A 20,285-nucleotide genomic window follows, 5' to 3' on the forward strand; every position below is an offset into this window, starting at 1 on the left:
GTCGTGAAGTCCATTCCCTGCCGCGTTAGCGATGGTGTATTTCCTCGCCTCAGCCCACAAGGCATTCCGAGCTCGTGTCGGAATATCAGATACTCTACCGATGAGAACAGAAAGACGTGAGCACCCAATACCTATTACATCAATAGCTGTAATCTAATTCCATGTAGAAAAAGCGGGTAAAAGTGATGCGAATTAAAGGGAAATTAAAAAATCACGAGGAAAAAATGAGGGTGTATAACCTGATTGGTATCACATTTTGCTATTTTTCATCCAAACAATGACTGACGACCACCGTTTGGAGAGCGTGATCTGTGCGCCCCTGCAATACTTCTTCATCAGCGCACAGATCCACAACTCTTATTACTTGCTGGTGTCCAGTTCAGGGAAATTTTTTACCAGATCGTCAATCGCTTTGATCTGTTGCAGGAACGGCTCCAGTTTGCCGAGCGGCAGCGCCGACGGGCCATCGCATTTGGCATTCGCGGGATCCGGGTGAGCTTCAATAAATAGCCCTGCCAGACCGACTGCCATGCCGGCACGCGCCAATTCGGTCACCTGCCCACGACGGCCACCGGACGCCGCACCAAACGGGTCGCGGCACTGTAGCGCATGCGTAACATCGAAAATCACTGGCGAGCCGTTGGAAGCGTGCTTCATGACATTGAAGCCCAGCATATCGACAACCAGATTATCGTAACCAAAGTTACTGCCGCGATCGCACAGAATTATCTGGTCGTTGCCACCTTCGATAAATTTATCGACGATGTTCCCCATTTGGCCTGGGCTAACGAACTGAGGTTTTTTCACGTTGATCACCGCCCCCGTTTTCGCCATCGCTTCCACCAGATCGGTTTGGCGCGCCAAAAACGCGGGAAGTTGAATCACATCAACTACGTCTGCAACAGGTTGTGCCTGATGCGATTCATGCACATCAGTGATAATTTTTACGCCAAAGGTCTGTTTCAACTCCTGGAAGATTTTCATCCCTTCTTCCAGGCCGGGACCGCGGTAAGAGTGAATCGAAGAGCGGTTAGCCTTATCGAATGACGCCTTGAATACGTAAGGAATACCCAGTTTCTGCGTGACCGTGACGTAATGCTCACAAATGCGCATCGCCAGATCGCGTGATTCAAGAACATTCATGCCGCCAAACAGCACAAAAGGCAAGTCATTGGCAACGGGGATATCCCCGATCTTGACCACTTTATTCGTCATACTGTTACCTTCATGTCGGAAAATAAATTAACGCTGCATTACTGCAAAACGGTTTCTTAATGCAAGACTGTTTTTTTAATGCAAGACAATCTGTTTTTGCTCTATCGAGTGAATCTGCACTTTTATCATTTCACTCACCGGATCTTCCGGGCACTGTTCAACGAAATAGTTGAGATCGGACAGTGCAATATGGTCGCAATCCAGTTGAGCATAAATCAGGCCGCGATCGCGTATTTCGTAAGGGTCGTCTGGGTCAAATTGCAGCACGGCCTCACTGGCTCTCAGCGCCAATTCCATCTGTTTTTCTTCCATCAGTGCGACTTTCAACGTGTCGAGCATTTTACGCACGATCAGGACGTTCTCCGATTCATCCAAATCTTCATCCAGCAAGCGGGTTGACGGGCCGATATTACCTTTAAGCCATACTTCCAACACATGCTCGCTCAGCGTATCGCCATTAAGCGGATTGATCAGCCACATCTCTTCGTCGAGCCAGTCGGCACGCAGAATCAACTGCGTCGGGAAAATCACCGGCATCAACGGAAGACCGAGTTCATTTGCGATATGCAGGAAGATGATGCCAAGTGACACTGGCATACCCTGACGAGATTCCAGCACCTGATCCAGCCATAGAGCATCAGACAGGCGATAAACCCCGCCAGCACCGCCGAATCCCCAGGTGTGATAAAACAGTTCAATCAGTTTTTCAAGCTGAAGATCTTGCTCAAGGCCGTCAGGAATAGCGGCTCGGGCGCTCTCAACCAGCTGTTGCAGATTTTGCCGCACATCCTGAGCGGGAAAGTCGCGGCGAATAGCCTGTGAAACTAACACGACACCATCACTTAGCCGTGACTGGTTGAATTCAAAATCAGCAATAGCACTCATAATTATTCCATCAGCAACGGTGATTGGGTCAGTGCCAGCAGCACGACCACACCAAAGCATAGTAAAGCAGATACAAACGCCAGCCAGCGAACGTTCTGGCTACGAGGGCGTTTCCCCAAGGCGATAACGCCAAGAAGGATATAAATGATAACGCCAAACAGTTTTTCCGTCAGCCAGCTTTGCTCGGGTGTAAACGGATACGTGTGGCTGAGAATGATTAAACCAATACCGCTGATCAATAACAAGGTATCGTTAATATGCGGCAGAATTTTAACCCAGCGCTGTTGCAGTAGAACCGATTGCCGACACAGCCAGAAAAAACGAATAACAAATAGGGAAATACTGATGCCAACCGTTGCCAGATGTAGATATATCGTGGCTGGGTAAAGAGTTATCACGTCCATTGCTCCTAATAATTGATGGTATCCAACCAGCGCCCTAACGACACACGGTCATTGCCACCATAGTCCTGACAAGTTTCTATCTGTGTAAATCCTCGTACCTGCAACAGTTGACGCACCGCCTCACCCTGCTGCCAGCCGTGTTCCAACAGCAGCCACCCATCGGCGTCTAAATAATGCGGAGCAGATTCAATAATGGTGCGCAAATCCGCCAATCCGTTGTCGGCAGCAATCAATGCGCTGGCAGGTTCAAAGCGAACGTCGCCCTGTGACAGATGCACATCATCAGCATCGATATACGGAGGATTGCTGATGATAAGCGCAAAGCGCATATGATCGAGCGGTGAATACCAGCTTCCGGGCAAGAAGCGGGCATTGTCTAGCCCCAATTGCTGGGCATTTTTTGTTGCTAACGCAACGGCATCGGGTTGAACATCGACACCAACTACCCGACAATCGCGTCGCTCACTCGCCAACGCCAGCGCGATTGCTCCGGTTCCGGTGCCCAAATCCAGCACAGCACACGGCGTTTGAGGTAGGCGTAACAAGGCTTGTTCGACCAGACATTCGGTATCGGGACGAGGAATCAGCGTGGCGGGCGACACGGCCAGCGACAATGACCAGAACTCGCGCACGCCGATCAAATAGGCGATAGGTTCTCCCTGTTCACGGCGCGCCAGCAGTTCAGTTAACTGCTGCTGTTCAGCCGCGTTCAGCTCGGTCTCACCAAACGCCAGTAGGAACGTTCGGGGCTTGCTGGTCACAAAGCCCAGCAGAATTTCCGCATCTCGCTTCGGGCTTTCACCCGCTGCGAGTTGCGCTGTTGCAGAAATTAACCAATCCTGATACGTCATTATTCCTGCTCGGACAACGCAGCAAGCTGATCGGCCTGGTATTCCTGTACTACGGGTTGAATCAGCGTGTCCAGCTTCCCTTCCATGACTTCATCCAGTCTGTAAAGCGTCAGGTTAATGCGGTGATCGGTCACCCTTCCCTGCGGGAAGTTGTAGGTACGGATACGGTCAGAGCGATCGCCAGTACCAAGTAGGTTACGGCGCGTTGATGCTTCTTCCAACTGACGTTTCTGCATTTCTGCCGCACGAATACGCGCGCCCAACACTGACAATGCCTTAGCTTTGTTCTTGTGCTGTGAACGTTCGTCCTGACATTCCACAACAATGCCTGTAGGCAAGTGAGTAATACGGATGGCGGAATCGGTGGTGTTAACGTGCTGACCGCCCGCACCAGAAGAGCGGAAGGTGTCGATGCGTAAATCCGCAGGGTTAATGTCCGGCATTTCTGCTTCTGGCACCTCCGCCATGACGGCGACGGTACAGGCCGACGTATGGATCCGCCCTTGAGATTCAGTCGCAGGAACGCGCTGCACGCGATGGCCGCCAGATTCAAACTTGAGCTGACCGTACACGCCATCACCGGAGATCTTGGCGATAACTTCTTTATAGCCACCATGTTCACCATCGCTGGCGCTCACAACCTCAACGCGCCAGCGGCGTGATTCAGCATAGCGACCGTACATGCGGAACAGATCACCGGCAAATATCGCCGCTTCATCACCGCCGGTTCCCGCGCGTACTTCCAGAAAACAGCCGCGCTCATCGTCGGGATCTTTCGGCAATAACAGCACCTGAAGCTGCTGCTCCAATGCCTCAATTATCGCTTTGCTTTCTTTCAATTCCTCCTGCGCCATATCGCGCATTTCGGGATCGTCGAGCATCATTTCTGCGGTCTGTTGGTCTTCTTGAGCCTGCTGCCATTGCTGGAAACAGCCAGTAATATCAGTGAGCTGGGCATATTCTCGCGACAACGCGCGAAAGCGATCCATATCAGCAATGATGCTGGGCTCACCGAGTAACGCCTGGACTTCTTCATGGCGTTCTTGTAACGCTTCCAGTTTAGCAACAATAGAAGGCTTCATGCGGGCGGTTAAATCCTGTAATAGAGATGAATGCTAGTCCAGCCCAAGGCTGTCACGTAAAATTTGTAACCGATTTTGGTCGCCGTCACGAGCGGCTTGCTGAAGGGATTTGGTTGGCGCGTGAATCAGACGGTTGGTTAAACGGTGTGTCAGTTCCTGAATCACCGCTTCAACGTCATTGCCTTGTTGGATGGCCGCCAGCGCCTTGGCCGTCATTTCTGTACGCAGCTCATCGGCTTGAGCGCGATAGTCACGAATGGTTTCCACCGCGGACTGCGCACGCAGCCACGCCATGAAATCGGAGCTTTCCTGCTGCACAATAGATTCAGCCTGCACCGCTGCCGCTTTGCGCTGCGCGAGATTATGCTGAATGATCGCATGCAGGTCGTCCACGCTGTAGAGATAAACGTTTGGTAATTTGCCGACTTCTGGCTCAATATCACGTGGAACCGCAATATCTACCATCAGCATAGGCTGATTGCGCCTCGCTTTCAGCGTCCGTTCCATCATCCCTTTTCCGATAATCGGTAGTGTACTTGCCGTTGAGCTGATCACGATATCGGCATGAACGAGTTGTTCATCCAACTCTGCCAACGTGATGACTTCTGCGCCCACTTCGGTTGCCAACGCCTGTGCACGTTCACGGGTACGGTTCGCGATCACCATTTTCTGAACGTTATGCTCGCGAAGATAGCGAGCGACCAGTTCAATGGTTTCTCCGGCACCGACCAGCAGTACCGTGACATCAGCCAAAGATTCAAAAATTTGCCGCGCCAGCGTACAGGCCGCAAACGCCACCGACACTGCGCTGGCACCGATATCCGTTTCCGTGCGAACGCGCTTGGCGACAGTAAAGGATTTCTGGAACAGCCGCTCTAGTTCGCTGGACAAGGAATGACCACGCTGTGATTCAGCAAATGCTTTCTTCACCTGCCCTAAAATCTGCGGCTCGCCTAGCACCAGAGAATCCAGGCCGCTGGCAACACGCATCAAATGGCTAACCGCGGCGTTATCCTGATGCCAGTACAGGCTGCCGTTAACTTCTTCTGGGCGCAATTGATGATATTCGCACAGCCAGCGAATCAGCTGTTCACGCTGGTTTTCCTGTTCGTCAACGCTAAGATAGAGTTCCGTACGATTACAGGTAGACAGCACAACGCCGCCCTGCACCAGCGGTTGCTGTAGCAGGCTGTCAAGAGCCACCCCAAGTTTTTCCTGTGAGAACACAACGCGTTCACGCAGAGAAACTGGTGCAGTTTTGTGATTAATACCAAGCGCAAGCAGGGTCATGAGGCTGTTTCTGAGTAATACCGGTCTTAGTATGGATTTCGTTTGAGTCGCATTCTACTTGATGCAGGAGTGCAAGAAAAGCGACAGCACGCGATACACCTCGTCCGAGGTAGTCACTTTTTGACAAAAGACAATAAACGCCATTAACGAATAACAACCATTGACGCTGAGCGGTAAGCCCGTTAGCGTGACGTATTTCACGGACTTCTTTCATTTACAGGATACGACCGACATGCCAACCAAAACCGTCCGATGCCTGCGGTTACTGCCTTTAGCCAGTCTATTGCTGGCCGCCTGTAGCATTAATCAACCGCCCCAAACGGGTAAAAGCCGAACCTCGCCAGAGTGGCAACAGCATCAGCAAAAAGTACAACAACTCAGCCAATATCAGACGCGCGGCGCTTTTGCCTATATCTCCGATAGCAAAAAAGTATCAGCCAATTTTTTCTGGCAGGATACACCGCCGCAGCGTTATCGGCTGCTGCTGACCAACCCGCTCGGTAGCACCGAATTAGAGCTGCGTGCCCAGTCCGACGGTGTGCAAATTACTGACAATCAGGGTAAACGTTACGTAGGTAAAGATGCCGAATACATGATTCAGCAGTTGACCGGCATGGCGATCCCGCTGAATAACCTGCGCCAATGGATCCTCGGCATTCCGGGTGACGCAACAGAGTTCACGCTGGATGAGCGCTATCTGCTGAAAACCATCACCTATCGTCAGGGCAATCAAAATTGGAATGTCAACTATCAGAGCTACAACACCGAGTTGACGCCCCCGCTTCCAACCAGCCTCGAATTGGTTCAGGGCGAGCAGCGTATTAAGCTGAAGATGAATAACTGGATGGTTAAATAAGCGATGCAACCGACGGTTATCGAGACATGGCCTGCTCCCGCCAAACTCAATCTGTTTCTTTATATTACGGGTCAAAGACCGGACGGATATCACCTGTTGCAAACGCTATTCCAGTTTCTGGATTACGGTGACACGCTGACGATTCGACCGCGTAGTGACGACCAGATTAACCTGCTTACCCCCGTAGACGGCGTAGAGAATGAGCAAAACTTGATTGTCCGCTCCGCACGCTTATTACAGCAGCATTGTATACAGCATGCTCTTCGCCCTGCTCATTTCGGTGCAGACATTCATATCGAAAAGTGCCTACCAATGGGCGGTGGGCTGGGCGGCGGTTCATCCAATGCGGCCACCGTTCTGGTCGCCCTTAACCATTTGTGGAAAAGCGGGCTGAGCGTTGATACGTTGGCCGAATTGGGGCTACAGCTGGGTGCAGATGTTCCCGTTTTTGTCCGTGGACATGCCGCCTTTGCCGAAGGCATTGGCGAACAGCTAACATCAGCAAATCCGCCAGAAAAATGGTATCTGGTGGCACACCCTGGCATTAGCATTGCCACGCCGTTGATTTTCGGCGATCCTGAGTTGACGCGTAATTCGCCAATCCGTGATTTAGAAACTTTATTAAACCAGACCTTCGTCAATGATTGTGAAGCTATCGCAAGAAAACGTTTTCGTGAGGTTGAACAGCTACTTTCATGGCTGCTAGAATATGCCCCGGCGCGCCTGACTGGAACGGGGGCTTGTGTGTTTGCAGAGTTTGACACCGAGTTCGCAGCCCGTCAGGTGCTTGACCAGGCCCCGGAATGGTTAAACGGTTTCGTCGCGCGAGGTGTTAATATTTCTCCGCTACGACGTAAGCTTTCTGGGCAACGTTAGGTTTTGCCACACACCGGCTGCCGTGCGGCCAGTCTGTAGCAAACTTAATTCATACACCCGTATGCATATTGTGCCTGTTGCTTTTCCCTGCCTGGCAGGTGCAATATTTCTCTGGACGCAAGCCTGAGGTTCTTCTCGTGCCTGATATGAAGCTTTTTGCTGGTAACGCCATCCCGGAACTAGCACAACGTATTGCCAACCGTTTGTACACTAGCCTTGGCGACGCCGCTGTCGGTCGTTTTAGCGATGGCGAAGTCAGCGTGCAAATCAATGAAAATGTACGCGGTGGTGATATTTTCATCATCCAGTCCACCTGTGCACCCACCAATGACAACCTGATGGAACTGGTTGTGATGGTTGATGCTCTGCGTCGCGCTTCCGCGGGACGTATTACCGCCGTTATCCCCTACTTCGGCTATGCCCGTCAGGATCGTCGCGTGCGCTCCGCACGTGTGCCAATCACCGCGAAAGTCGTTGCTGACTTCCTGTCCAGCGTGGGTGTTGACCGTGTTCTGACCGTTGATCTGCACGCTGAGCAGATTCAGGGTTTCTTCGATGTGCCGGTAGATAACGTATTCGGTAGCCCGATCCTGCTAGAAGATATGTTGCAACAGAATCTGGAAAACCCAATCGTGGTTTCTCCTGATATCGGTGGCGTTGTGCGTGCTCGCGCAATCGCCAAACTGTTGAACGATACTGACATGGCGATCATCGACAAGCGCCGTCCACGTGCCAACGTTTCTCAGGTGATGCATATCATCGGTGATGTTGCTGGTCGTGACTGCGTGTTGGTTGACGATATGATCGACACTGGCGGTACGCTGTGCAAAGCGGCGGAAGCGCTGAAAGAGCGTGGAGCTAAACGCGTATTCGCTTATGCTACACACCCGATCTTCTCAGGCAATGCTTACGAGAACATCAAGAACTCTGTAATTGATGAAGTGATTGTCTGCGATACCATCCCGCTGGCGGAAAACATTTGTGCTCTGCCGAATGTTCGTACGTTGACGTTGTCAGGTATGTTGGCCGAAGCGATTCGTCGTATCAGCAACGAAGAATCTATTTCTGCGATGTTTGAACATTAATCGCTTCTGATCGATAACCGATCGCAAACGATAATGATGGAGCCACCTGTAACAAGGTGGCTTTCTTATTTATAACTTTTTTCCGTTTTTTATCTCTATAAAAAACGAAAAAAACCGCTACAGCGAAGCTACAGCGGCTCTACTGTTCATTTCATTAGACTACATTGGCGTTTATGGGTGACGCTGATGACGGCAACGCTTATCAAAGTGTTTAACCCACCAATAACGGTCTGCAACTTCTTCACGCCCGCTAATACGCGCCCCCACCAACCAGAATATAGCGCCAGCAAAGATACCGACCAGATCAATGTAAGTCATAAACTCAGGGACATTCAGTTTAGGGAACTGGCTGGCGATGGAGAAACCAATACCACCAATCATCAGAATCATGCCAAGCCCCATCAACACATTACCTAATGTTGCTACGTTCTTGCGTTTCATCTGCCACCTCCAGATAAATTCAGTGGATGAATCGGAGTGCCATTACAGTTTACTTTTTATTATTGGTGTAATTATAGACAATAACGCTGTCATATGATTGCGGGAGGGATCACAAATAAAAATAATGATTAATATTTTTTTACGTTTAAACAAATAAATAGACAAAAAGATGAATAATCACGCCACTAAATAAATAACAATTTTTTCACATCCCAATACCGCGATTTGGTTATCTACCACGCGGTGTGTAAACTAGCGCTCTTATAATCACGCAACCCTGCGTAAGTTTAAGCACGTAATCTGGAATATACCGTGAGCAGCATTAAATTAATTGTCGGCCTGGCTAATCCTGGCGCGGAATATGCCGCCACTCGTCATAATGCGGGTGCCTGGTTTGTCGATCGTCTGGCTGAGTCTTATCGCCAGTCGCTAAAAGAAGAAAGCAAATTTTTCGGTTACACCTCCCGTCTGAACCTAGCTGGGCAAGATGTACGCCTGCTAGTTCCCACTACGTTCATGAACCTGAGCGGAAAAGCCGTCGCGGCAATGGCCACTTTCTACCGCATCCAGCCGGATGAAATTTTGGTTGCACACGATGAACTGGATTTATTACCCGGGGTTGCCAAACTTAAGCTGGGTGGCGGACACGGCGGACACAACGGGCTTAAAGATATCATCAGTAAATTGGGCAATAACCTGAACTTTCATCGTTTACGCATTGGTATCGGCCATCCGGGTGACAAAAGCAAAGTGACCGGTTTTGTGTTGGGTAAACCACCAATGAGTGAGCAGACACTGATCGACGGTGCCATTGACGAAGCCGTGCGCTGCACAGAAATTTTGATGAAAGAAGACATGATAAAAGCGATGAACCGCTTACATGCCTTCAAAGCGGCATAATCTGGCCAGAACGCGGATGGTAGATCGAGATAAATCGCCATTGCGTGTATAATCGGCCAAGACATTTCCATTCTGACAGGCAAGATAAAGTAATTGTCTGATTAATAAGTTATTTAAGGTGATATAAACATGGGATTCAAATGCGGTATCGTTGGGCTGCCTAACGTCGGTAAATCCACTCTGTTCAATGCGTTGACCAAAGCCGGCATCGAAGCGGCCAACTTCCCGTTTTGTACCATCGAGCCGAATACCGGCGTAGTACCGATGCCCGATCCACGTCTGGACAAACTGGCTGAAATCGTCAAGCCGCAGCGTATCCTTCCTACCACTATGGAGTTTGTTGATATCGCAGGGCTAGTAAAAGGTGCATCCAAAGGTGAAGGATTGGGTAACCAGTTCCTGACCAACATCCGTGAAACAGAAGCCATTGGCCACGTTGTTCGCTGCTTCGAAAACGACAATATCATCCACGTCAATAATAGAGTTGATCCGGCCGATGATATCGAGGTAATCAACACTGAATTGGCATTGTCTGACCTCGATACCTGTGAACGCGCCATTCATCGCGTACAAAAGAGAGCTAAAGGCGGCGATAAAGATGCTAAAGCTGAGCTAGCTGCACTGGAGAAATGCTTACCGCAATTGGAAAATGCAGGCATGCTGCGCTCGCTGGATTTAAGCGATGATGATAAAGCAGCTATCCGCTACCTGAGCTTCCTGACGCTGAAACCAACGATGTACATCGCTAACGTCAACGAAGACGGTTTTGAGAATAATCCTTACCTCGATAAAGTGCGTGAAATCGCGGCCGCTGAAGGTTCTGTCGTCGTAGCCGTCTGTGCCGCCGTTGAATCAGACATTGCAGAGCTGGATGACGCCGACCGTGATGAATTTATGGCTGAGTTAAGTTTAGAAGAGCCGGGGTTGAACCGCGTGATCCGCGCAGGCTATGAACTGCTGAACTTGCAAACCTACTTCACCGCTGGCGTGAAAGAAGTCCGCGCATGGACAATCCCTGTCGGCGCCACTGCTCCACAGGCCGCAGGCAAAATTCACACCGACTTCGAAAAAGGCTTCATCCGCGCACAAACTATCGCCTATGAAGACTTCATCACCTACAAAGGTGAACAAGGCGCGAAAGAAGCCGGAAAAATGCGTTCAGAAGGTAAAGATTACATCGTAAAAGATGGCGACGTAATGAACTTCCTGTTCAACGTCTAAATAAAATTTTCCGTCTCATGAGGTTTCGCTGAATCTCATAAAAGCCGTAAAAAACTATAAAATCCACGCAGTTGCGTGGATTTTTCTTTTCATATAAATGGATTTATTTGGGATAATTGGTTGCTGTACATAATCAATGGGGAAGAAGAAAAAGCCTGTGTATGAAGAGCGGCAAACCTCATTTACAGATTAAATATCGTCCGTTGTATGATCCACGATGATTTCCAATGTCTTACGAATGATATCGCTCTTAACCACATCATCCGTTAACTCAAGTAACCCCATCAGTCGCAGAATAAGCGCTTTATTAGTCAGTGATTCACCGCTGGCAAGGATACTGCGAATAACCGCACCGAGCATTGCCGATTCATCTGCCAGCATATCGCCTGCATTACGAAAATACTCAGACAGAATCGTATCTGGGATATCTGCATAATTTTCTGACTTTTTAAGTATAGTCTGACTCATGTATTCACACCGTTATTGATTTATTTGTCATTAGATACTGTCAGTGCTTTTTATCGAAACTACCCTGCTGGTTGTCGCCAAACATTGGATAGACATTATCCATGGCTCCCCTGTCCCAACCGCTTTGCTCATTCGTTGGGCTGATATTGACAGCGGCACCGTTATTGTGGCTCATTTCAGCAACAATTCGTGCCATTGTCTCTCGCCGCAATCCATTAGGTTCGTGAGCTTCCATCGCTTTCAGCTTCACAATAAGCGCCTGAAGACTGATGGGACAATGTTCCTTGAGGAGGGACAATACCGCCTCTCCGATTAATTCATCTGTCAGTTGATTAATTTCACTACTTTTCATAACTGCATCTCTGATCGCCGCAATGACCGAAGCGGAACGCGGCGTTAGTCAGTTGCTCTGATGGAAGAGCCAGACAAAGGTTACCGTACCTAGGCAAAACCCTCACTGCCTCCTGACAGAATTGACTCTGATAACATCAATTTAAAACATTTATTAGACTTCATCTGGCGTGTTTAACGATCAAAAAGCAGGCCGATTAACGTGTAGTAGTGTCTTTCTTCTTCAGTACCGCAAGCCTGCTCGACTCGACGCAGCAATTTATCGCAGATGGCTTTTCGACTTAGGCTTTTTCCTTCGCTTAGAATCTCAACAACAATTTTCCCTAACGTTTCCTGCTGGTTAGGCAGCGTTGCCTTGTTGAAATACCGGGTGATGGCATTAGCAGTATTTGGAATGTGGCCATTCTGATGCATGTGTCACTCCTCTATTCTTTAGTAATCAGTGAAAGTATTGCTAAACTTATACAAAAACAGAGGATTCGTACACAAAAGTTGTACATTATTTTCAGGAAACCTTTATATAAAAACAAAAAACAATACATTTCAATGAATTAAAAAAACAAAGATGCACAGTAGCAAACTGATTAAGTTGTACATTCACAACAAAATCAAGAAAGCACAAACCAAAAAATCAATACATCAGGAAAGCGTAGTCATGCCAAGGCGTTACCTCTTCCTGTTATCTTTGAAACAAGCGTCATTCCCTACAAGACGTGTAGATAACCATCTGCTACTGTATTGAATCATTCATTTTTGTCTCGGAACAACCATGCTCACCACCCTCATTTACCGTAGCCATCTCTGCGACAATATTCCGGTTAACACATTAGAAGACATGGTGGCTGCTGCAAATGAAAAGAACAGCCAAGCTGACGTAACAGGCATTTTACTTTTCAATGGCACCCATTTTTTCCAATTGCTTGAGGGGCCTGAGGAAAGCGTTATTCCTATCTACCGCAATATCTGCGAAGACCCGCGTCACTATAACGTTGTAGAGCTTTTATGTGACTACGCACCATCGCGACGGTTTGGTAAAGCAGGTATGGAACTCGTTGATTTAAGAAAGTATGACAGACATGAAGTGCTACAGAATCTACTGGACAAAAGCACGTCTAAATATCAACTAACCTATGATGATCGCGCCCTCCAATTTTTTAGAACATTCGTTGAAAACAGAGAAAAAGAGAACTACTTTGAAATTCCCCCTGCTGATTCATGGGATTTTGTTCTCGATGACAATGTCACGCCGTCAAAAGTCGTTGCCGCAGATAAAGCATCAGACTGTAGCTTCGCGTTCCAGCCGATTATCGACCCACTGTCCCAACAGATAGTGTCGCTGGAAGCCTTAATCCGTACGCCATCAGGTGACCGCCCCCATGCTTATTTCGAGGGGCTGACAGACGATGAAATCTACGAAGCAGACCTCAGAAGTAAAAAAATTGCATTTGCTATGGCCTCCGCATTACTGCTCGGAGAACAGAGTCTGTCTGTTAATCTTAGGCCGATGACGCTGGTTAAAATCCCCCAGGCAGTCAACTTTCTTTTGCAGGAAATTCAGGCAAACGGGCTGGTTCCAGAACAGGTCATTATTGAATTTACTGAAAGTGAGGTTATCTCACGCTTTGACGAATTCACTGATGCTGTCAGGCTGTTGAAAGCCGCCGGTATCCGCTTAGCCATTGATCACTTTGGGGCAGGATTTGCCGGGCTGTTATTACTTGCCCAATTTCAACCTGATCGAATCAAGATCAATCGAGATCTCATCAAGGATGTACACAGAAGTGGCTCTCGTCAGGCTATTATTCAAGCCATTATCAAATGCTGTACCTCACTTGAAATTTCAGTTTCCGCCGTAGGCGTAGAAAAACCCGAAGAGTGGATGTGGCTGGAATCTGCGGGAATCTCTCTGTTTCAGGGATACCTATTCGCTAAACCAGAGATTGGTACAACCCCCGCGGTTGCCTGGCCAGAAAAAAAATCCGTTTTTTAAATAAGCGCGATATTGGGGGAATGGTAAGGTTCACTTACTTGTACAGTAAAAAAAAATTTGTACAACCTGCTCTGATTAGTTAGTTTTAGAAGCAAGCGGGTAGATTTTTAACATGAGGGAGTCAATGACCTTTTATAGTATCGGTGACGTAGCCGAGCGATGTGGAATTAACCCTGTAACACTGCGTGCCTGGCAACGGCGCTACGGATTGCTGAAACCGCAACGTAGCGAAGGTGGGCATCGCCAGTTTGATGAAAGCGATATTCAACGAATCGAAGATATTAAGCGTTGGGTAGAAAGCGGCGTTCCTGTTGGTAAGGTTAAAGCGCTGCTAGAAGAAAAAAGTGTTGCCATCAATGATGGCTGGTCATCATTTCAGGAAGAGATGATGACGGTACTGCGTCATGTTAGCCCAGCCAAACTGCGAACCATGATCATGGCAATAAGCCGCGAGCATCCTGCCGATTCGCTCATCGATCATGTTTTTATCCCCGTACGTCAGCGCCTCAGTCTTGATCAAAACACGTCACGCATTATGTCTAGTCTGCTGGATGGCGTACTTATCGAATATGCTGTTCTATGCCTTGCTGAGACACGTAAGAAAAAAGGTAAAAATGCATTACTGATCGCATGGGATACCGACGACCGCACACGTCTATGGCTAGAAGCGTGGCGTCTTTCGCAGCAGGGTTGGCACATTGAGGTGCTGGCGGAACCGCTCAGCTCGCCCCGCCCGGAACTCTTTCCGGGTCAGCACATCCTTGTATGGACAGGTAAAGCATTGTCCCGCAGCCAGCGTGAACAACTCGCTCACTGGCAAGCACAGGGCTTTGCTATCGATTTTCACAAAGCGTAGTCAGGTGGCAAGCCGTATGATACCGCTAAACCGCGTTGATTCTCGCGCCACCTAACTGTGTCAAATAAACGCCATTGCTATAGGCTTAGCTGTCTAGACGAGAGCACCACCACTGACTAAACGTCTGTTGCGGGTTATCTACCTGGACGCATTCACCAATACGCGGCGTCATTAATCGCCAATTCTGATTTTCGCTGGCTTGAGAAATGCGCTCCAGCGGATCGTTCCAGCGGTGGTGCGCCAGCTTAAATTTGCTGTTGTGGCTCGGTAACACCGCCTTGGCCTGCAAGTCACTCGCCGCCTGCGCGCTCTCTTCCGGCGTCATGTGAACGTAGGGCCAATCACTGTCGTATTGACCGCATTCCAGTATCGCAATATCGAACCCACCCAGCCGTTCGGCGATCTCTTTATAGTGCGCACCATAGCCGCTGTCACCACCAAGATACAGACGATGTTGCGCCGTTATCAGCGCAAACGATCCCCACAGCGTTTGGTTATGCTTGAGGAGTCGACCGGAAAAATGTTGTGTAGGAAGCACGTGGATTTCCACCCCGTTCTCTTTCAGGCTGCTGAACCAGTCGCCTTCCGTAATGTCTTTACGGGAGAAGCCCCATTTTACAAAATAAGATCCCACGCCCGTCGGCGTGACAATACGGCGAATTTTTCCGCGTAGCGCGTTCAGCGTAGGGTAATCCAGATGATCCCAGTGATCGTGAGTGATCAACAGGTAGTCGATTTCTGGAACGTCTTCTGCTGAATACACATTGCTGCCTTTGAAGGCGATATTGGTACGTGGCACCGGCGAAGCGTTGTCGCTAAATACCGGGTCCAGCAGGAAGGTTTTTCCTTCCAATTGAATAAAGTAGCTGGAATGCCCCATCCAGATGATGACGTTATCCGTTTTACTTAACTGATGCAGATTGGTCTTTTCCGAAGGCAGGCGAGTATCGGGTAACGCACCTACATCTTTACCGAAAAGAAAGCGATACAGCAGTGCGATTCGATTTTGGCTACCTACCGTCGGGCGAGCAACCGGGTTATGAAACGCCCCATCGCGAAAGAGTGGATTTTCCGGCTGAGGTTTTACCACTGGTGAAACGTATTGCGGCTGCTTTAACCAGCCGTAAACGGCTACTGCAATCACAGCCAAAACGAGTAACAAAATCATAGAATTTATCCGGTGTCGTTTCGTGATGAATATTGTTTTGTAATGAGTACGGTTTCGTAATGATAATTTCAGGCATCGCCTCTCTGGCTCCGGCAGTTATGCACGAACGCTGAGAATCTGGCAAGGGAGAAACGAAGGGTTTTTGGTGCAAAAAAAGCGAAGGCACTCACCTTCGCTCTGGGTTTTGGTGGGGAATTATGGTGGCCTTTCACCAATGACGTTCATCACCTACACGCTATTTCTTAAGCGCCAGCAGCGTTTTTCCCATTCCGATAACGAATTCGTTCTGTTGTCCGATGACTTTATTTAGCCCTGCTTCATCCTGAATATTGTCGACCGTATTGATCGCCTGAACTTCCAACACGCGCCCTTTAATAAGCGTCGAGCACAGGGAATGTAGAACCTTGTTATTAAGAATCGTTTGTAAGCAGCGAAAAGGCGTAGCATCGTCAATTTTTCCTGCACGCTGGTCAGGTTTGATACGCTGACGCAGCATCTCTTTTTCCGTGCTCGCGATCACCGCATCCAGATCGCCAGGTTTGGAAGCAATTGGGATATTGCCATCGCTATCTGGCGGCAACATAAACAGAGAAACCAACGCCTTATTGCCTGCCGTCGGGTCAACATACTCGGTCTGCACCATATGGTTTGCCGCATCGACCACTTTGTCTCGCTGAATCATATTCAACAATTGCGCAGGTAATGCATCGGTAAGATCCTGCGTGGTATAACCAACAAACAAGTCTGGATCCTTTGTCTCGGCTAAACCGTATAACGGCAGCGCCACTAGCAGACCAACAATCCCTTTCTTTATCACACTGATTTTCATTATATTCCCCGATTCTTCATTGTGTGCATCATCCCGTCATACTCTGCACGTTTATGTCGATAGACTTCGACTTTTTATCGCCTTGACCACCGAGTTTAAACACTGCAACGCATTCTACAACTATAGGAAAGAATAGCATTTTTTATACAAAAACTTGTTGTCGGAGGATTCCTTCGCTAGGATCGCGTCGTTTAGCCCCCCCAATGTGTCATTTGGAGCCATAAAGTGCCCTGTACGCAGCCCCCTACTAACCACCGACGACTGCATTAAGCAGCCTAGATTCGGCACAGTCTGCACCAGCGCTGGCAGGCCCACCCGATCACAACCGCCTGTTCAGGCGTATCAGAATATGACATCAGTAGCGCTCCATATTTTTATGACAGTCACTATGCTGCGCATGTCATAAGGTTACCCGCTTAAGATTACTCTGAAGGATCAGCCAGCAAAGGGATAAAAAAATGCCTCAGCGATACAGGTCACAGAGGCGATGAAGGAATTATTGACTGACGCGGATAACAGTGTGATGGCCCTTTAACTTGCGGGGCAACTCACCCAGCCAGTCCATTGAAGTGGCTTAATAATATGATAACAATGGTTTTTTAGTCGTAATAGAAACTTTCCTGAAGGAGCGAAGACTTCCTGTGACCGACTAACGCTACTCTGAACTTTACTTATTAACATGATGCTATTTGTGATCATGACAATGAATTCATGTAACAAAACAACATGAGATCTGTCCGACATTTTTTATCATGCGGTGTTTTACACTATATGTAACTAATGTAATCGGTCACATACGAACTATGGCTTCAATCAGAGATGTAGCAACTAAGGCGGGTGTTTCAACTGCCACCGTATCACGGGTGATTAACAATCATGCTAGCGTTACCATGGAGACCCGCCGCGCAGTGCACGAAGCGATGGATTTTCTCTGCTACGTTCCTAACAGAAATGCCGTACAGCTAAGTGGCAAATGCTCTGGATTAATAGGTGTGGTGGTACCCAATCTGATTAATCCACATTTTTGCGAGCTGCTGGCTTCTCTTGAAAAAGAGGCTCACTACGTGGGAAAGTCTGTTCTGGTTAAAACTCACCAAAACCAGTGCTTTCAGGACAAGCAGTTAGTGAAAAGCTTGATCGGAATGGGTATTGAGGCGTTGATTTGGGTGCCTACTGAGGCAGAGTCTTCTTTGTCTGAATGGCTGCTAAGCACCGGCGTTCATACCGCCGTCGTGACACAAACCTCCCGCTTCTTTAATTCGGTTTCGAACAACCAGGAGCGTGGTGCAGAGTCGATAGCCGAGCATTTTTTCGATATCGGTCGTACCCGGCCCGGTTTTATTGGTCAGGATGGTGTGGACAACCGTAAGATGTCAGCTTTTTGTAAGAAAGTTCTCAGCTATGGTCACCAGGTTGAAAAGCGGCATGGTTACTGGATACCAAAAGGCGATGGTGAAATTAACCGTGGGCATATTAATTCACTCGATACTATCGTTGATAACATTATCTTTCTTGAAAAAAGAATAAACTGCCTTTTTATTTATAATGATGTTGCTGCGAGTTATGTAATTGAAAGTCTCCGACACAAAGGCGTCAATATACCAGAAGATATCGCTGTGGCAAGTTTCGACAATACAATTATTGCACAGATGATGAATATCACCAGCATCGCACAGCCTATTAATGAAATGGGGAAGCTGGCATTTGAATTAATCAATACAACTGAAAAGAAAGATCACATTGATTCAATATCATTAACCACCCGACTCATTGTTAGAAAGAGCAGCTTGGATATGACTGTAACAAAAATTTAATTACTTACAAATAACTACTTTGAGGCGCTCGGTGCAACTGATGGAGCGTTTTCCGGCACGGCCTTCCAGGACTGCGACGGCTCTACACGATTCTATTTTACCGAGCATCTGCCAGCCTACGATCTTTATGCTGGCTATCAGGAAGTTCAGAAGTGCGCCAGCCCTAACCGCTGGCTGGATAAGGTTGGCGCATTAACCTGTACACGCTTTGGCGCGATCGACGCTATCTTAATTTTCATTATCTCATCCACAAAGTAATAACTGGCGGGATAAAAACTAAAAATGGGTGCTTCTGGGACACCCATTTTAAATTCACCATCCGTTATGGAATTAAGTCCGTTAGCCCCTGCGTAGGCGTGGCTCTAAATGCATTGACTGTTCTGTCCATCACAACCTGAGCGTCACTGCCAGAGTCCAGAATCGTATTTTTTTGCGATTCTTTTTCTACCTGCACAACTGTTACATCGAGCAACTGCAAGGCATCGATCGTCAGCAAAGAACCAACCTGTGCGTGGAAGCAGGAATCCGTCGTCGCAGTTTTCGTCTGCGAGGTTACGGTAGTAGCAACAATATGGTTATCAGAAATATAATTCCCGCTGCCTGAAACAATACGTAATATAACCGGCTTGGCACCGGACGGTTTAATATACTGAGCGTCAATGGTTTCAGAAATATGGTTGGCAATGACTGAGTTATTATTACCACTTATATACAGGAGGCCATACAGATCATCTAAACCATTATCGTACGGTTGCATTGGCCCCCAGGGCTCACGTTCACGTAAGAAATGATTTGAAGAAACCAAGTTCTCCGAGCTGTTGTTTTCGAGAACCATCATTCCCGGATAGAACGAGTGGAGCCGATTACTGGTAATCGTAGAGCGTACCACGCCGGAAAAATGGATACTGCTGGAACCTCGTGGGAATACGTTGTTTGCCGCAACTAACAGGCCACCAAAATTTTGTGCATAAATTGAATAGCCTTTATATCCAGCACCTATCAGGTTGTCGGTGATTTTTGAAGCCTGTCCTGCCCCCCTGAGTTCAATACAGTTGCCGCATTCGGCAATGAAGTTATTATGTATAGACAACGCATCTGCATTATAACTGGTCACTCCGTGTTCTAAATACACGATACCCATGCCGGTTATCCTAAATGAGTCCTGAGCACTTGCGATATAAATACCTGTTTTTCCATTGGTGTAGGTATTCTCCGGATCGTTGTGCCCTGAACCATCATCTACAAAATGCAAACCGTCGATACAGAAATCAGCAAATTCAACCGAGCTGATACGTGGCTCCCCATCCCGTTGAACATAAAACGCAGCGCCCGTATATTCCTCATCCCCAGCGGTCGGGGAAAGATCTACCAGAATGCGGCTGCCTCCCGGCCACACTTCATGCCAGTTTGCTACATCACTTGCTGGCGTATTAAAACGGATGCTCGAAGACGTGAAACCGTGGCCTGAGCCCATTATTTTAAGGTAACTGATGTCAACCACGACCTGAGTCGTCAGATGGTAATCTCCTGGTGGAATATAAATGACCGCACCGGGTTTTCCTCCATCATTAATATCAACGTCAGTTTGTCTTATTTTAATATTGGTGATAATACTGTTGATGACTTCGCCGATATCCTGATACGGATTGCCGATATTCCATTCTGTGACATCATAATAATTTTCACTGGCCATTAATTTAATG

General features: G+C 48.1%; 21 protein-coding genes. 8 read left to right on the forward strand and 13 right to left on the reverse strand.

The window, feature by feature from the left end:
- Positions 1-360: 360 nt before the first annotated feature.
- The 6 genes from kdsA to hemA form a co-directional block, all read right to left on the reverse strand.
- Positions 361-1,215: a 3-deoxy-8-phosphooctulonate synthase gene (gene kdsA / locus KP22_RS05230; RefSeq protein WP_039322849.1), complete on the reverse strand. Its 855-nt coding sequence runs from the start codon at positions 1,213-1,215 to the stop codon at positions 361-363.
- A 75-nt stretch (positions 1,216-1,290) separates the two neighbouring features.
- A complete protein-coding gene (sirB1, locus tag KP22_RS05235; protein WP_039299752.1) occupies positions 1,291-2,100 on the reverse strand; it encodes an invasion regulator SirB1 in 810 nt (269 codons plus the stop codon).
- Positions 2,101-2,102: 2 nt separating this feature from the next.
- The gene (locus KP22_RS05240; protein ID WP_039299750.1) at positions 2,103-2,504 is read right to left on the reverse strand and encodes a SirB2 family protein; all 402 of its coding nucleotides are present in this window, start codon (positions 2,502-2,504) and stop codon (positions 2,103-2,105) included.
- Positions 2,505-2,509: 5 nt separating this feature from the next.
- Positions 2,510-3,355: a peptide chain release factor N(5)-glutamine methyltransferase gene (prmC, locus tag KP22_RS05245; protein WP_039299748.1), complete on the reverse strand. Its 846-nt coding sequence runs from the start codon at positions 3,353-3,355 to the stop codon at positions 2,510-2,512.
- Positions 3,355-4,437, reverse strand: a complete 1,083-nt coding sequence (gene prfA, locus KP22_RS05250; protein WP_039322852.1) for a peptide chain release factor 1 — start codon at positions 4,435-4,437, stop codon at positions 3,355-3,357. Before prfA ends, prmC begins: the two co-directional genes overlap by 1 nt.
- A gap of 33 nt (positions 4,438-4,470) precedes the next feature.
- Positions 4,471-5,727 (reverse strand): glutamyl-tRNA reductase, encoded by a 1,257-nt coding sequence (gene hemA, locus KP22_RS05255; RefSeq protein WP_039299739.1) that lies wholly within the window; start codon positions 5,725-5,727, stop codon positions 4,471-4,473.
- Between the two features lie 232 nt (positions 5,728-5,959).
- Here hemA and lolB point away from each other — a divergent pair, with 232 nt between their 5' ends.
- From lolB to prs, 3 genes are all read left to right on the forward strand, one after another.
- Positions 5,960-6,583 carry a lipoprotein insertase outer membrane protein LolB gene (lolB, locus tag KP22_RS05260; protein ID WP_039299736.1) on the forward strand — a complete coding sequence of 208 codons (624 nt, stop codon included), beginning with the start codon at positions 5,960-5,962 and terminating at the stop codon, positions 6,581-6,583.
- 3 nt (positions 6,584-6,586) lie between these two features.
- Positions 6,587-7,459 carry a 4-(cytidine 5'-diphospho)-2-C-methyl-D-erythritol kinase gene (gene ispE, locus KP22_RS05265; protein ID WP_039322854.1) on the forward strand — a complete coding sequence of 291 codons (873 nt, stop codon included), beginning with the start codon at positions 6,587-6,589 and terminating at the stop codon, positions 7,457-7,459.
- A 137-nt stretch (positions 7,460-7,596) separates the two neighbouring features.
- The gene (prs, locus tag KP22_RS05270; protein ID WP_039299731.1) at positions 7,597-8,544 is read left to right on the forward strand and encodes a ribose-phosphate diphosphokinase; all 948 of its coding nucleotides are present in this window, start codon (positions 7,597-7,599) and stop codon (positions 8,542-8,544) included.
- Between the two features lie 171 nt (positions 8,545-8,715).
- Here prs and ychH read toward each other — a convergent pair whose 3' ends face one another.
- A complete protein-coding gene (gene ychH / locus KP22_RS05275; RefSeq protein WP_039299729.1) occupies positions 8,716-8,985 on the reverse strand; it encodes a stress-induced protein YchH in 270 nt (89 codons plus the stop codon).
- A gap of 312 nt (positions 8,986-9,297) precedes the next feature.
- Here ychH and pth point away from each other — a divergent pair, with 312 nt between their 5' ends.
- Complete coding sequence (pth, locus tag KP22_RS05280; RefSeq protein ID WP_039299727.1) at positions 9,298-9,885, forward strand: aminoacyl-tRNA hydrolase; 588 nt, start codon at positions 9,298-9,300, stop codon at positions 9,883-9,885.
- Positions 9,886-10,014: 129 nt separating this feature from the next.
- Positions 10,015-11,106: a redox-regulated ATPase YchF gene (gene ychF, locus KP22_RS05285; RefSeq protein ID WP_039322857.1), complete on the forward strand. Its 1,092-nt coding sequence runs from the start codon at positions 10,015-10,017 to the stop codon at positions 11,104-11,106.
- A gap of 189 nt (positions 11,107-11,295) precedes the next feature.
- On the opposite strand, the gene KP22_RS05290 is transcribed toward ychF, so the two are convergent.
- From KP22_RS05290 to ycgZ, 3 genes are all read right to left on the reverse strand, one after another.
- Positions 11,296-11,574, reverse strand: coding sequence for a biofilm development regulator YmgB/AriR family protein (locus tag KP22_RS05290; RefSeq protein WP_081923361.1), 279 nt, complete (start codon positions 11,572-11,574; stop codon positions 11,296-11,298).
- Between the two features lie 40 nt (positions 11,575-11,614).
- Positions 11,615-11,926, reverse strand: coding sequence for a hypothetical protein (locus KP22_RS05295; RefSeq protein WP_039299723.1), 312 nt, complete (start codon positions 11,924-11,926; stop codon positions 11,615-11,617).
- Between the two features lie 173 nt (positions 11,927-12,099).
- Positions 12,100-12,339: a regulatory protein YcgZ gene (gene ycgZ / locus KP22_RS05300; protein ID WP_039299720.1), complete on the reverse strand. Its 240-nt coding sequence runs from the start codon at positions 12,337-12,339 to the stop codon at positions 12,100-12,102.
- Positions 12,340-12,694: 355 nt separating this feature from the next.
- On the opposite strand from ycgZ, the gene KP22_RS05305 reads away from it, so the two are divergent.
- Positions 12,695-13,915: a diguanylate phosphodiesterase gene (locus KP22_RS05305; protein WP_039322858.1), complete on the forward strand. Its 1,221-nt coding sequence runs from the start codon at positions 12,695-12,697 to the stop codon at positions 13,913-13,915.
- A gap of 124 nt (positions 13,916-14,039) precedes the next feature.
- Entirely contained in the window at positions 14,040-14,771 is a 732-nt protein-coding gene (locus KP22_RS05310; protein ID WP_039299716.1) for a MerR family transcriptional regulator, read from the forward strand.
- Between the two features lie 85 nt (positions 14,772-14,856).
- Here KP22_RS05310 and KP22_RS05315 read toward each other — a convergent pair whose 3' ends face one another.
- Both KP22_RS05315 and KP22_RS05320 read right to left on the reverse strand, forming a co-directional pair.
- Complete coding sequence (locus tag KP22_RS05315) at positions 14,857-15,939, reverse strand: MBL fold metallo-hydrolase (protein ID WP_039322860.1); 1,083 nt, start codon at positions 15,937-15,939, stop codon at positions 14,857-14,859.
- Between the two features lie 235 nt (positions 15,940-16,174).
- Complete coding sequence (locus KP22_RS05320) at positions 16,175-16,768, reverse strand: hypothetical protein (protein WP_039299711.1); 594 nt, start codon at positions 16,766-16,768, stop codon at positions 16,175-16,177.
- A gap of 803 nt (positions 16,769-17,571) precedes the next feature.
- Here KP22_RS05320 and KP22_RS05325 point away from each other — a divergent pair.
- Complete coding sequence (locus tag KP22_RS05325) at positions 17,572-18,582, forward strand: LacI family DNA-binding transcriptional regulator (protein ID WP_039299708.1); 1,011 nt, start codon at positions 17,572-17,574, stop codon at positions 18,580-18,582.
- 322 nt (positions 18,583-18,904) lie between these two features.
- Here KP22_RS05325 and KP22_RS05330 read toward each other — a convergent pair whose 3' ends face one another.
- The gene (locus tag KP22_RS05330; protein WP_039322862.1) at positions 18,905-20,275 is read right to left on the reverse strand and encodes a NosD domain-containing protein; all 1,371 of its coding nucleotides are present in this window, start codon (positions 20,273-20,275) and stop codon (positions 18,905-18,907) included.
- Between the last annotated feature and the right edge of the window lie 10 nt (positions 20,276-20,285).

The sequence above is a fragment of the Pectobacterium betavasculorum genome (genome assembly GCF_000749845.1).
GTDB lineage: Bacteria > Pseudomonadota > Gammaproteobacteria > Enterobacterales > Enterobacteriaceae > Pectobacterium > Pectobacterium betavasculorum.